13 protein-coding genes are annotated in these 13,593 nt (G+C 34.8%); 12 read left to right on the forward strand and 1 reads right to left on the reverse strand.

The annotated features are described in order from the left end of the window. The first annotated feature begins 378 nt into the window (after positions 1–378). The 10 genes from rocF to AO843_RS03350 all read left to right on the forward strand — a co-directional run bounded on the left by rocF (position 379) and on the right by AO843_RS03350 (position 10,558). A complete protein-coding gene (rocF, locus tag AO843_RS03305; protein ID WP_054609737.1) occupies positions 379–1,281 on the forward strand; it encodes an arginase in 903 nt (300 codons plus the stop codon). Between the two features lie 276 nt (positions 1,282–1,557). Then, the gene (locus tag AO843_RS03310) at positions 1,558–2,988 is read left to right on the forward strand and encodes an amino acid permease (RefSeq protein WP_054609738.1); all 1,431 of its coding nucleotides are present in this window, start codon (positions 1,558–1,560) and stop codon (positions 2,986–2,988) included. A gap of 255 nt (positions 2,989–3,243) precedes the next feature. Next, positions 3,244–4,017 (forward strand): DUF817 domain-containing protein, encoded by a 774-nt coding sequence (locus tag AO843_RS03315; protein WP_054609739.1) that lies wholly within the window; start codon positions 3,244–3,246, stop codon positions 4,015–4,017. A 128-nt stretch (positions 4,018–4,145) separates the two neighbouring features. After that, on the forward strand, positions 4,146–4,733 hold the full coding sequence (locus AO843_RS03320) for a pyridoxamine 5'-phosphate oxidase family protein (protein ID WP_054609740.1): 588 nt from the start codon (positions 4,146–4,148) through the stop codon (positions 4,731–4,733). 307 nt (positions 4,734–5,040) lie between these two features. Further along, entirely contained in the window at positions 5,041–5,727 is a 687-nt protein-coding gene (vanR, locus tag AO843_RS03325; protein WP_054609741.1) for a VanR-ABDEGLN family response regulator transcription factor, read from the forward strand. Positions 5,728–5,749: 22 nt separating this feature from the next. Continuing rightward, on the forward strand, positions 5,750–6,844 hold the full coding sequence (locus AO843_RS03330; protein WP_197278866.1) for a sensor histidine kinase: 1,095 nt from the start codon (positions 5,750–5,752) through the stop codon (positions 6,842–6,844). 88 nt (positions 6,845–6,932) lie between these two features. Beyond that, on the forward strand, positions 6,933–7,847 hold the full coding sequence (locus AO843_RS03335) for a D-alanyl-D-alanine carboxypeptidase family protein (RefSeq protein ID WP_054609743.1): 915 nt from the start codon (positions 6,933–6,935) through the stop codon (positions 7,845–7,847). Positions 7,848–7,976: 129 nt separating this feature from the next. Continuing rightward, entirely contained in the window at positions 7,977–8,105 is a 129-nt protein-coding gene (locus AO843_RS25345; protein WP_255350365.1) for a hypothetical protein, read from the forward strand. 280 nt (positions 8,106–8,385) lie between these two features. Next, a complete protein-coding gene (locus AO843_RS03345; RefSeq protein ID WP_054609745.1) occupies positions 8,386–9,021 on the forward strand; it encodes an HD domain-containing protein in 636 nt (211 codons plus the stop codon). A gap of 31 nt (positions 9,022–9,052) precedes the next feature. Continuing rightward, positions 9,053–10,558, forward strand: a complete 1,506-nt coding sequence (locus AO843_RS03350) for a succinate CoA transferase (RefSeq protein WP_054609746.1) — start codon at positions 9,053–9,055, stop codon at positions 10,556–10,558. A gap of 91 nt (positions 10,559–10,649) precedes the next feature. Here AO843_RS03350 and AO843_RS03355 read toward each other — a convergent pair whose 3' ends face one another. After that, positions 10,650–11,600: a LysR family transcriptional regulator gene (locus AO843_RS03355; protein ID WP_054609747.1), complete on the reverse strand. Its 951-nt coding sequence runs from the start codon at positions 11,598–11,600 to the stop codon at positions 10,650–10,652. Positions 11,601–11,778: 178 nt separating this feature from the next. Between AO843_RS03355 and AO843_RS03360 the strand changes: the two genes are divergently transcribed. Next, positions 11,779–12,174, forward strand: coding sequence for a VOC family protein (locus AO843_RS03360; RefSeq protein WP_054609748.1), 396 nt, complete (start codon positions 11,779–11,781; stop codon positions 12,172–12,174). Positions 12,175–12,451: 277 nt separating this feature from the next. Then, positions 12,452–13,582 (forward strand): CamS family sex pheromone protein, encoded by a 1,131-nt coding sequence (locus tag AO843_RS03365; RefSeq protein WP_082389378.1) that lies wholly within the window; start codon positions 12,452–12,454, stop codon positions 13,580–13,582. Positions 13,583–13,593: the final 11 nt, after the last annotated feature.

Below are 13,593 nucleotides of genomic sequence, written 5' to 3' on the forward strand. Positions count from 1 at the left end.
AGCTTAAGGGATTGTGAATATATAGAAGGTTTTTGTTATTGGAAAACCTATTAGTCTTATACAAATATGGAGATAGTTTCAATTATTTGGTAGTATATTACGACCTAACTAGAAATTACCGTCCGAATTTTCTAAAAAAACTATAAAAAAAGAACAGTTTTAATCTTTTGTTTTTGAAATTTCTGACAAACATACATATAAAATTGGGTAAAAATGTATTCTTATTCACTGAAACCGTGTTTATGCATTCGTTTATGCAAGAGAAAATCTATGTTTTTAATAATCCAAACTGTATAAAAATTAAAAATAATGTCGAGTTGAGTCAATTTTTCATTTTCTTTATACTGTGAAAGTAATTATTGGAGAGGAGAAAATATCATGCGTAAAGAAGTTACAATTATTGGGGTACCGATGGATTTGGGTCAAACTAGAAGAGGGGTTGACATGGGGCCAAGTGCAATCCGGTATGCTGGGCTAACAGATCGACTTGAGGGCCTTGGATATTCGATATATGACGAAGGGGATTTAAATATCGAAATCGTTAATGATAAAGAAATAGAGACAACAACAAACTTAAAAAATTTAAAAACTGTAGCAGATGCTAATGACAAGCTTGGTCAAAAAGTTGATCATGTCATTTCTTCCAATCGCTTTCCTTTAGTTTTAGGAGGAGATCATAGTATTGCCATTGGAACTTTAGCTGGTGTTTCAAAGCATTATGAGAATTTAGGCGTTATTTGGTATGATGCCCATGGTGATCTAAATACAGGTGAAACATCTCCTTCAGGTAATATCCATGGAATGTCTTTAGCAGTAAGCTTAGGCCTTGGACATCCTGCACTTACTAATATCGGCGGCTATGCGCCAAAAGTAAAGCCTGAAAATGTGGTTATTATTGGAGCTCGTGATTTAGATCCAGGTGAGAAAAAGCTTATTAAGGAAATTGGCATTAAAGTTTATACGATGCATGAAATCGATCGTTTAGGTATGACGACAGTAATGTCAGAGACAATTGAATATTTAAAGGAACGAACAGATGGTGTCCATTTATCTTTAGATTTAGATGGACTTGATCCAAATGATGCACCAGGTGTAGGAACGCCAGTTGCAGGTGGTATTAGCTATCGTGAAAGCCATCTTGCTATGGAAATGTTATCAGAAGCAAATATCATTACTTCTGCAGAATTTGTAGAGACAAACCCAGTATTAGATCAATATAATAAAACGGCGATCGCTGCGGTAGCTTTAATCAGCTCTCTATTTGGCGATACATTGCTCTAAGCAAAGGTTTGGGAAAATCAATTAGTTGACAAGGAAGAACTTTTTAGTAAAATGAGGTCGCCACAACCAAATTTAAGAAAATTGCTCTCCCTAATTGTAGTTTACAATAGAATGGACTAATGCTCTAGACTAAACAGGGACTTTTATTTGTCAGAAAATTGACTGTTCACAAAATAGATTAAATTTAACACATGGATCTATTAATATATCTAGTAGTTATCTTTTTGCACCTAAAAAAGAAAGTGCTTACAAGATAATAGCGTAAGGGGTTTTTTTATGGCAACAGAACAACAATATGAATTAAAAAGAACTATGAAAGCAAGACACTTATTTATGATCTCACTAGGGGGATGCATTGGGACTGGTTTTTTTCTTGGATCTGGTTTCACCATTAATCAGGCTGGACCCACTGGTGCCATTCTTTCTTATTTAGTTGGCGGGTTAGTGATGTATCTAACGATGCTTTGTTTGGGTGAATTATCTGTTGCTATGCCGGTATCAGGTTCATTTCAAACATATACAACGAAGTTTATTGGTCCTGCTACTGGTTTTGCTGTTGGCTGGCTCTATTGGCTAGGCTGGGCAGTAACGGTTGCCCTCGAATTTTTAGGGGCAGGACAACTTATGCAAAGATGGTTTCCTGAATCACCAGTATGGATGTGGTGTTTAATATTTGGTGCCTTGCTCTTTTTATTAAATGGTTTATCTGCCAAAGCATTTGGTGAAGCAGAATTTGTCTTCTCTAGTATTAAAATATTGGCGATCATTATGTTCCTCGGAGTAGGGGGAGCGGCTATGTTTGGCTTGATTGATATGAAAGATGGATCTGAAGCCCCATTCCTTACTCATTTTTATGAGAATGGGTTGTTTCCAAACGGTGTAACAGCACTACTTATTACCATGATTACGGTGAATTTTTCATTCCAAGGGACAGAGTTAATTGGTATTGCTGCTGGGGAAAGTGAAAATCCTGAAAAGACGATTCCTAAATCTATAAAACAAACAGTTTGGCGTACACTTTTCTTCTTTGTATTATCTGTAGTTGTGCTTGCAGGTATGATTCCAATGGATAAAGCAGGGGTTGTTGAAAGTCCATTTGTAGTTGTGCTTGATAGTATAGGAATTCCTTATGCAGCTGATATTATGAATTTTGTTATTTTGACAGCTTTACTATCGGTTGCGAACTCTGGTCTATATGCAGCTACACGTATGCTGTTCTCGCTATCTGTTGAAAAGATGGCTAGTCCAGCTTTAGGGAAAGTTAATAAAAGAGGGATCCCGATGAACGCATTGTTAATTACACTTGCTGTGGCTGGATTATCACTACTATCAAGTGTATTTGCTGCAAAAACAGTATTTGTGTGGCTTTTATCCCTAGCAGGTTTAGGCGCACAAATCGGTTGGATTGCGATTACGGCATCACAAATTGCCTTTAGACGATCTTATGTACGCCAAGGTGGTAAAGTGGAAGATTTAAAATTCAAAGCACCGCTTTATCCAATCATTCCGATTTTAGGTTTAGTAGCAAACTGTATTGTCATGGCAAGCTTGGCATTTGACCCATCTCAACGTTTAGCGCTATATTGTGGCGGAGCATTCTTTATTGGCTGTTATATCGTCTATTATTTAAAAGTGAAGAAGACGAAGGCGATAAAAATAAGCCAACAAGAAGTACAATTAAAATTAGATCAAAAAATGTATCTTTAAATAACAAGAGTAGCTGCATGATGTGGCTGCTCTTTTTGATTTTTAGTAAGTAATATTTTTTAGTAAAGCGCTGATTTAGAAAAATGAAAGACGTATTTCAAAAAGAATTGTTCCAATAAAAAGTGAATAAATATATCGTTTTTCGATAAAAATATATTGAAATAAGATAATTTATCGTATATTCTTCATACAAGAAGAATTTAGTTTTGAGCAAGCTAATTTCCTCATACTTTATATCATTACTGAGGTGGATGAATGTTGAAGAATTTTTTGAAAGACTTAGGTTACTTTACGTACCATCAATCATTATCTTGTATTTTTCCTGTTGTGATATTTGTTACGCTTGCGCTCTCAAAAGTAATTCAAATACCAGGCGTTGCAAGATACGATTTCATTCTAATAATCTGTCTTGTGACACAATACTTGATGTATAAATTTGGTCTAGAATCTAAAGATGAAATAAAAGTTATCTGTCTGTTTCATATTATTGGGCTAGTGTTAGAACTATACAAAGTGAATTTTAATTCTTGGTCTTATCCGGAAGAGGCATGGTCAAAAATTGGCGGTGTGCCATTATATAGTGGCTTTATGTATGCCAGTGTGGCCAGTTACATTTGCCAGGCTTGGCGTAGGTTTGATTTAAAGATTGTGAATTGGCCAAGAAGTTATGTTGCTATTCCACTAGGAGCCATGATCTACTTGAATTTTTTCACACACCATTTTATTTATGATTTGAGATGGCTGTTAATGGCTTTACTTTTTCTTGTGTTTTACCGAACGATTGTCAAATTTACAGTACGACAGAACATCTATAAAATGCCTATTGTTGTATCATTCTTTTTAATTGGATTTTTCATTTGGATTGCGGAAAATATCGCAACTTTCTTTGGTGCTTGGTCATACCCTAATCAAGAGGTAGCATGGACGATCGTTCATTTTGGGAAAATCAGTTCTTGGTTTTTACTTGTCGTTATTAGCATTATGATTGTGGCGCAGCTTAAATTATTTTATCGAGATTCGGGTGAGTAAATGAGGAAATTGTTTAACTCACTTTCGATATTTTGAGGTTGTACCCATTCGTTTTCATAAAACTGTCCCTTTTTTAGACGACCCTCCTGCTGTAGACTCCTCTTTAGAAGAAGATAGGGGGTTAAAAAATGGAAACGAACATTCGAGTGCAACAAAGAGCATGTATAGAAGACAACCAAATAAAACGATTTTTAGAAGACGCACAAACTGTTTTTCTTGGGTTAGTGGATGAACATACACCATATGTTATCCCATTAAATTATGTCTTCAAAGATGGGTATTTTTATTTTCATGGGGCCAACGAGGGTAGAAAAATAAACATTATTAAGAACAATCCAAATGCTTGTATGACAGTATGCGAAACTTATGGAACAATGGTAGACCCCATTCCTGCAGAAACTGATACAGCATATATGAGCGTTGTCGCAAACGGCCAAGTCGAAGTAGTTACAGATTTGAATGAAGCAACTGCTGCTATGCAGGCAATGCTTGATAAATATGTACCGAATTATTACCTTACTCGTTTATCAAAAACACATATCGAAAAGTATCAATCATCTTTGGGGAGTAAAACTCTTGTCCTGAAAGTAAAACCCATTAAATTAACCGCAAAAGAACATAAATTAAATGAACAAATGCAATATTATCCTGGGAGAATGGTCACACAAGATATGACCCGATCATCTCCCCCTACTGTCATCCATTCATCCAATTGAACTTATCACAGTTTTAAGGCTTAGGAAAAACCTAAGCCTATTGTGGTCCATTTTAAAAGTTAAACGAAAAGATGTGAGTCATCAAAGAATCAACTAATCAATCCTTTGATGAGTGGTGAACAAAAAATTGCTATAAAAAAACCAATCAGAATTGAAAGTAGATTTGGAAATATGTTTTTTCCAAGTCTATTTTTTATTAGCTTCCCACATAAACTTTTCTTATTTATAGTTATAGCTATAAGTAAATGCTATAATGCCTGTGAAAAATCATTGGAGATTTTAAGGGTAGAAGGAGAGGGCAGTTCATTTGAATATTTTAGTTGTTGACGATGAAAAAGAAATTGCAGATTTAATTGAGTTGTATTTAAAAAACGAAAATTTTCATGTATTTAAATATTATACGGCTCAAGAGGCTTTGGCCTGTATTGGGCGTGAAAAGGTGGATTTGGCTGTTCTAGATATTATGATGCCGGATATTGATGGCTTTTCCATTTTACAAAAAATACGTGAAACCTATAATTTTCCTGTCATTATGCTGACGGCTAAAGAAGAAGAGATCGATAAAATTAATGGATTTTCTTTAGGGGCGGATGATTATATTACAAAGCCTTTTCGACCACTGGAGTTAGTTGCTCGTGTGAAGGCACAACTACGGAGATTTACATTATACAACCATAGTTCGCAGCAAATTGGGGATACGATTGATTTTGCAGGCTTGATGATCAATAAGAACACACGGCAAGTTTTTTTAAATGAAAGGCAATTATCCCTTACACCTACTGAGTTCTCAATTTTATGGTATTTAAGCTCTAATCGGGGAAAGGTTATTAGCTCAGAGGAGTTGTTTCAGGAAGTTTGGGGCGAGAAATATTTCAATAGCAATAATACAGTCATGGTCCACATTCGGCATTTACGAGAAAAAATGAAAGATTCTGTGGAGAACCCAAAGTTTATTAAAACAGTTTGGGGAGTGGGGTATACAATTGAAAAATGAGTTTGGAAGACTGAAGAGGAAAATGATTTTACAAATTATTTTTATTCTTGTCATTGCCATTATAATCGGTTTTTTTATCAATTTTGCATTCATTGATGGTGTCTTCCAAGCCCCTTTTGCGGATGCTTTTATCACCTTCTGTGAAAATGTTTTACAATTAGATTATTATGCGGCACAAAATGCATACAATGTATTATTCCAACAAAATAAACCTCTTTGGTTAACGATAGGATTCATTCTCTTACTTCTGGTTATTTTTTATATTGCCTTATCTCGTTTTACTCGTTATTTTCATCAAATTAGTACAAGTATCTCCATGCTTTCTGATGAGTCAGATCAGGAAATTCGTCTTCCTGACGAGTTAGACTTTTTGGAGAAAAAATTAAATGATGTAAAAAATAAATTGGAAAAACGAGCGAGAGATGCACAAGAAGCGGAGCAACGTAAGAATGATCTTGTTGTCTATTTAGCTCATGATATTAAAACCCCCTTGACCTCAATTATTGGCTACTTAAGTCTTTTAGATGAGGCAAAAGACATGCCAGTAGAGCAAAAAGAAAAATATGTAACGATTACGCTAGAAAAATCATATAGGCTCGAACACTTAATCAATGAGTTTTTTGAAATCACAAGATTTAATTTACAATCCATTATTTTAGAGAAAGATTGGATTCCTCTAAAGTATATGTTAATGCAAGTCGCCGATGAATTTTATCCATTGCTAGCACCTAAAGGTCAAAAAGCAATCGTTCTTATGGATGGAGATATCAAAATATATGCTGATGGTAACAAATTAGCAAGGGTATTTAATAATATATTGAAAAATGCAATTGCCTATAGTGATCCAAATAGTACAATTGAAATTAGTGTTAAAAGTGAAAATAATCAGACACTTATTTCGTTTATGAATACTGGGAAGACAATACCTCCTGAAAAACTAAAGATGATATTTGAAAAGTTTTATCGTTTAGATAGTGCAAGGTCAACACAAACTGGTGGTGCGGGACTTGGTTTAGCCATTTCAAATGAAATTGTCGAAGCTCATGGAGGAACGATTACAGCCACTTCTAGTAATGAAAAAACGATATTTACTGTCATGATTCCAAGTGATTCTTAAGAAACCTTAAGAATTCACTAATAGTTAATTAAAAAAGAGCTCCTCTTTTTATGTTTGAATAAAAACATAATGAGAAGGAGTTGTTTTTATGTTCAAGAGAAAAGGTATTTTTAGTATACTGTTCATTTTCATCATGGTATTTATTTATTTTATAGTGGCAAAAGAAACGCCGATGTCCTTACGAGTGGACAAGCCAACGCTCGTTACACCAACAAAGAGTGGCGATATGCTGGATGTTAATTTATTCAGCTCTAATGCCATTTTAGTAAATTTGGATGAAAATCAAGTTCTATTAGATAAAAATAGCGAGGAAATTATTTATCCTGCATCATTAACAAAAATGATGACGGTTTTAGTGGCTATTGAGCAAATCCAAAATTTACAAGAAGAAATTGTTTTACCAAAAAATATATTTAATGATTTATACGAAGAGAATGCTTCACTTGCTGGTTTTCTCCCAAATGAGAAGCTTACGTTAGAGGATTTACTATATGGTTCCATGTTACCATCTGGTGCAGAGGCTTCCATCGGTTTAGCTGAATATATTGCTGGTTCAGAAAGAAAATTTGTAAATCTGATGAATGAAAAGGCCCAACAGCTAGGAATGAAAAATACTCATTTTATGAATACCACTGGATTGCATCATCGAGAACATTATACGACTGTCAAAGACATGTCTTTACTCTTGCAATATGCATTAACAAATAATGAGTTTCGTAATGTTTATACAGCAGAAAGATATTCTATCAAGCCGACCAATCTTCATCCAGAGGGGATAACTTTTACAAGTCGAATGTTTCAAAATATGACAACAAGTGCATTGCCGGGAGGAGAAATTTTAGGTGGAAAAACAGGCTATACAGAGGATGCAGGATTATGTTTAGCAAGTTTAGCTACAGTTAATGGACAAGAATACGTCTTAGTGACAGTGGGGGCCGAAGGAAATCCCCGAACTGAACAATATAATATAACAGATGCATTTTCCGTGTATAGTCAATTATAAAATAATAAAAGTAAAGAAGTTGTTTTATGTATGATTTATCAGTTGGACAAACAAGACTATTATGATGTTAATAAATTACTAAACACTGATCAAAAGAACAGTTTAACTATAAATAGAGGATCCATTTATGTGGATCACCCAGACAAGCCAACAACAGCTCTAGTAGATGAAACGGGGATTATCAGTTTCTTTATAGGAGATGCGACAAATCAGACTTTTCATGATGATTTACCTTGGCTCGAAGCGTTTAGCAAATAAAATAGGTTTTGTATTTGAGTGAAAACTAAAAAAATATGAGTTTGAATGGAAGTAATAGGAAGTAAATAAAATGCGTAATTAGAATGTTTAAGCTAATTGCGCATTTTTTTTTGCCTACTAGTAGAGAAAATCTATTTCCTGTGGTGATAAAAGAGCTAGGAATAGCTGGGTTATAGAAAATTTCTATAGTTATTATAGAAACAATAGAATTGCTTAATGAATGTTGAGTTCCATATAATTCTCTATAAACCATAATATTTTCAAGGGAGGACATAAAAAAATGACAAATATTGCTGGGATAAACATTCCTGACAGCCGTTTAGCATTAGAAGCTCAGGATATCTTAAAAGAACATGGATCTGAATTGCTTTGGAATCACTCCAATCGTGTTTACTTATTTGGGGCATTGCAAGGCATAAAAGCAAAGAAAAAATATGATGCAGAACTTTTATACGTCAGTGCTTTATTTCATGATTTAGGTTTAACAAAGAAGTTTAGTAGTGAGGATAAACGCTTTGAGGTGGATGGTGCAAATGCTGCACGCCAATTTTTAGCACTATATGATATTGATGATCGTTCAATACAACTAGTATGGGATGCGATTGCATTACATACTACAATTGGTGTCGCAGAGCATAAAGAAAATGAAGTTGGATTATTATATGCGGGGGTAGGGCTTGATGTAATGGGAGATGGTTATCATGATTTATCGTCTGAAGAACGAAATGCCGTTATCCATGCTTTTCCACGCAACCAATTTAAACAAAAGATATTGCCTGCTTTTTTTGACGGGTTTAAGCATAAGCCTGAAACAACATTTGGCAATATTAAATCCGATGTGTGTGCATTGTATATACCTAATTACAAACCTAAAAACTTTTGTGATTGTGTCTTGCATTCACCTTGGTCGGAATAAATATTAAAAAATAAGTAGGGGGATACCATTTATGTTAAAACTAGCACATCAGAAAATTCGTCATGTTGCTTTGCAAGACAAAATTGTATCGGCGCAAGAGGCTGCGTCTTGGATAAAAGATGGAATGTTATTAGGAATGAGTGGCTTTACTAGAGCGGGTGACGCAAAAGTTGTACCGTTGGCGCTTGTGGATAAAGCGAAAGTGGAAAAATTTCAGGTCGATGTTTATACAGGGGCTTCGCTTGGTCCAGAGGTAGATCAGCAAATGGCTGAAGCAGGGATCATTCGCAAGCGTGCTCCCTATCAAGGTGATCCAGCAATTCGTCGGTTGATTAATAATGGAGAAGTTCTATATACAGATGCACATGTATCGCATAATGCAGAGCTAATTCGTCAGGGGATCGTAGGACCAATTGATTTTGCCATAATTGAAGCAGCTGCAATTACGGAAGATGGTTTGCTGATACCTACTACCTCAGTAGGGAATTCTCCAATTATCGTGCAAATGGCCAAAGAGATTATTATTGAGTTAAATGTGGCACATCCGGCTTCTCTAGAAGGTATTCACGATATTTATATTCCTGATATACAAGGTCGCCGAGAACCCATTCCTTTAACTAGTGCAGGGAATCGGATTGGAAATGTTGGAATCCCATTAGATATAACGAAAGTTCGTGGCATAGTGCTTTCTGAAATTGCTGATGCGCCTTCAACAATTGTGCAACCAGATGAGGAAACAGCCATAATGGCAGAGCATTTACTCCAATTTCTACGTGATGAAATGGGGGCTGGACGTTTGACGAAGTCATTGGCCCCCCTACAGTCAGGTGTAGGATCAGTGGCAAATGCAGTGTTAAATGGTTTTCTACAATCAGAGTTTGAAGATTTAGAAATATATTCTGAGGTGTTACAGGATGCTGTTTTTGAATTAATAGATGCTGGCAAGGTAAAATCTGCTTCGGGTACATCTATTACGTTATCACAAGAACGTGGGAAAATGGTTTATAGTCAACTCGAAAATTATGTAGATCGTTTAATTTTAAGACCTCAAGAAATTTCAAATCACCCTGAAATTATTCGACGTTTAGGTCTTATTTCGGTAAATACCGCACTTGAGGTAGATATCTATGGAAATGTAAATTCTACACATGTTTCAGGCACAAAGATGATGAATGGTATTGGAGGGTCTGGAGATTTTGCTCGTAATGCACGTTTAGGAATATTCGTCACAAAATCTTATGCAAAGGGAGGAAATGTCTCAAGTATCGTCCCTATGGTATCTCATGTTGACCATACTGAGCATGATGTAGATGTGATTGTCACAGAGTATGGCGTGGCAGATTTACGTGGTTTAGCACCAAAAGAGAGGGTTCCATTAATCATTAATAATTGTGCACATCCTGATTACCGTCAGCAATTATGGGCATATTATGATGCTGCTGTGGAGAAGACGGGCGATCATCACACACCACATCTTTTAGAAGAGGCATTGTCATGGCATGTTCATTTTGCCAAAACCAATTCAATGAAAAAATAAGTAGATGGATGACTAGGCATATTGCTTAGTCATTTTTCATGATAGAAAAATGAATCGACTAGACGAAAATAGCTTAGCGTCTAGTCGATTCTTAAGGAGTCTTTATTAAGGACTGAATAAGTTGTTGGCTTATATCAGAAAATGATAAATCTGTTCGATGAATTTGCTTGATCATTAGATCAATAAAAGCCTTGGCAGCAAAATTAATAAATTTATCTTTTCGATAGAGCAGCACAATTTCTCGGGTTAAAGGTGGATTGCAAATAGTTCGCGTACATACTGTGTCCGATTTATATAAATTGCAAAGTGTTTTCGAAATGATCGTTGCCCCAACCTGTTGTTCTACTAATTTAAAGATGGTTTGAATACTAGCTGTCTCAAACTTAGGTGTGATATTTCCCTTTTCTTTGCGGGCTGCCCCATCAATTACTTTTCTACATTGTTGTTTTGCAGGAAATAAAATAAGTGGATGTGCTAAAACATCTTGAAATGGGATGATGTCTGATGCTGCTAGCGGATGATCCTTATGAACAACGACCAATAATTCCTCGGTAAACAATGGAATCACTAGAAGCTGCTCTTCCTCATAATCGAAATCATCTTGTTTATACGAAATGGCAAAATCAATTTTATTGTCTTTAAACAATTGAAATAACTCATCAGAACTATTTATCGAAACTTGTATATCCGGAAACTCTTGATAATAATCCAATAAATAATCTGATACGAAATCTGTTAATTCTCCAGGCAAAGTTCCGATAACTAGTTTTCCTGCTTTAAGTGCTTTAAGTTCAGTCATTTGGTTCTTTGTATTATCCATTGCCCTAAAAATATAAGTGCATTGTTCATACAAAATTTTACCTGCATCGGTAATGGCAATCTTTTTACCAAGACGATCGAATAGAGGTAAACCAAGCTCATTTTCTAATACTTTAATTTGATGGCTTAATGTTGGCTGAGAGATATTCAATTTTTCAGCAGCCTTTGTAAAATGAAGCTCACTACACAGAACAAAAAAATATTCAAGCTGACGTATCTCCATAATTGTACCTTCTTATTAAAATTATTTTTTATATTATAGCATGATTACCATTTAGAAAATCATGTGAAATAAAGCTATGATTAGTTGATAGAAAATTAATAATTGTTTTATTTTTCACTTTGATAAAAATGCTTTATAGTAAGTATATTCAAATACATTTATTACTAAGGAGGATAAAATGGGAAGATTAGTTCATTTTGAAATTCATGTAAGTGACATGGAGCGGGCAAAGGATTTCTATGGGAGCGTATTTGGGTGGTCATTTCAAGATTGGAGTGAATACGCAGGAATGCCGTATTTTGGAGCTGTGACTGGTGGTAAGGAAGAACTTGGGATCGATGGTGCTCTAATGCAACGTCAAGGTCCTCCGCCAGAACCAAACCAAGCTTTGAATGGATTCGCTTGTACAATGGGAGTGGAAAGTTACGATGTAACAGAAGCCAAAATTATGGAACATGGTGGTAAGGTTGCAATACCGAAATATGCTTTACCAGGAATGGCATGGCAAGGATATTTTACGGATACTGAAGGCAATGTATTTGGTATTCATCAGCCAGATAAAAATGCAAAATAAGAATTCAAAAATTATTAAGCAGGTGCTTAATGAGAAGAATCCGCTCCGTATTGCTCAAAGGTAAGAGGACTCGCTCACTAACACAGGGGAACGCCACAAAACAAAACTATTGAAAGACTTATGTTCTTTTACGAACATAGGTCTTTTTTTAATCGATGAAATTGTCAAAAAGATGAGGGATGGTTAGATTTGTAAAATATAATGTTTTATTTTAGTAAATTTGGTATGGTTGATGAAGATACTTTAAATGCTACATAATGATCGAGGAGTAATGGTGATGAAAAAAAGAAAGCGAATGTTATTTTTAATAGTGCCCATATTGTTTTTAGCTTCTTGTAATAGTGAGGTTGATGGCGTCACGAATAAAGAGAAAATGTATTTATCATCTATTCAAAAAAAAGAAGTTTATGAAATTCAACAACCTGCTAATTTTAATATTGCTAGAGGTTTAATTATCAAGAATATGAATAACGCATTAAATATTAATGCAATAGAAAAAGGTTTAATGGATTTATCAGTCAATCATTTTTCGACAGAGAAGTTTTATATGCAGGAAGGTCAGTATTTGAATGAAAAAATGATTGCTCAATGGCTGAGGAGAAAATCAATCGAAGACATTGGTTTAAACCCTGCTATCGAAAAAAGCACGGGTGACATTTTAGAGGACGAAAAAAGGTATCCTTTGATTCTTTCTCATGTATTAGAACACAATTTTATTAATAAAGAAAATAACAAAATTGAAGGCATGTCGATTGCGATATCGTTAAATGAATTTTATGACATACGTGTAAGCGACGATAAAGGTTTAATTTACACCGGCCAAGTGAAAGTTGACCAAAACGATGATGATATCAATGATGTCGAAAATTATGGTAAAAAAGTAGCTGAAAAGATCGTTAAAGATATTAGAAAAAATGAAAAAATACCGAATGTCCCTATTTACCTTACATTATTTCAGGAATCGAATATAAATGATATTATTCCGGGGGTATTTCTAGCTGAAACAATTATTCCTAAAGGGGGAGATACCATTGCAAAATGGTCTCAATTAGATAAGAAGCTCTATACTTTCCCTTCAGAGGCATTATATAGTTTGGACCAAAATATGTATAAAAAATTATTGATGTTCAAAGAGGATATTCAGGCAGGATTTAAACATTTAAACCCCAAAATTCTTGGCAAGCTTCGATATGAAGATGGCAAATTAACAGATATTCAAATAGAGGTGAATGCCCCTCTAATAAATGATACTGAATTGATTGGCTTATTACAGCTGATAAGTACCAAATTAAATACGATTTTATTTGATTATATTCCAATTACGGTTCGGATAATTGATCAACAACAGGATGTAGGAATTGTCCTTTGGGATCCTACAGAAAAGCAAATTTTTGCAACACCTATTTAACCTTTCCGACA

It is taken from the genome of Lysinibacillus sp. ZYM-1 (assembly GCF_001308875.1).
GTDB lineage: Bacteria > Bacillota > Bacilli > Bacillales_A > Planococcaceae > Lysinibacillus.

Excerpts from the sequence above, each read along its gene's own strand:
- rocF (WP_054609737.1), top strand. The coding sequence starts at position 379 with ATGCGTAAAGAAGTTACAATTATTGGGGTACCGATGGATTTGGGTCAA.
- AO843_RS03330 (WP_197278866.1), top strand. The coding sequence starts at position 5,750 with ATGATTTTACAAATTATTTTTATTCTTGTCATTGCCATTATAATCGGT.
- AO843_RS03345 (WP_054609745.1), top strand. The coding sequence starts at position 8,386 with ATGACAAATATTGCTGGGATAAACATTCCTGACAGCCGTTTAGCATTA.
- AO843_RS03335 (WP_054609743.1), top strand. The coding sequence starts at position 6,933 with ATGTTCAAGAGAAAAGGTATTTTTAGTATACTGTTCATTTTCATCATG.
- AO843_RS03350 (WP_054609746.1), top strand. The coding sequence starts at position 9,053 with ATGTTAAAACTAGCACATCAGAAAATTCGTCATGTTGCTTTGCAAGAC.
- AO843_RS03320 (WP_054609740.1), top strand. The coding sequence starts at position 4,146 with ATGGAAACGAACATTCGAGTGCAACAAAGAGCATGTATAGAAGACAAC.
- AO843_RS03365 (WP_082389378.1), top strand. The coding sequence starts at position 12,452 with ATGAAAAAAAGAAAGCGAATGTTATTTTTAATAGTGCCCATATTGTTT.
- AO843_RS03315 (WP_054609739.1), top strand. The coding sequence starts at position 3,244 with ATGTTGAAGAATTTTTTGAAAGACTTAGGTTACTTTACGTACCATCAA.
- AO843_RS03310 (WP_054609738.1), top strand. The coding sequence starts at position 1,558 with ATGGCAACAGAACAACAATATGAATTAAAAAGAACTATGAAAGCAAGA.
- AO843_RS03360 (WP_054609748.1), top strand. The coding sequence starts at position 11,779 with ATGGGAAGATTAGTTCATTTTGAAATTCATGTAAGTGACATGGAGCGG.
- AO843_RS03355 (WP_054609747.1), bottom strand. The coding sequence starts at position 11,600 with ATGGAGATACGTCAGCTTGAATATTTTTTTGTTCTGTGTAGTGAGCTT.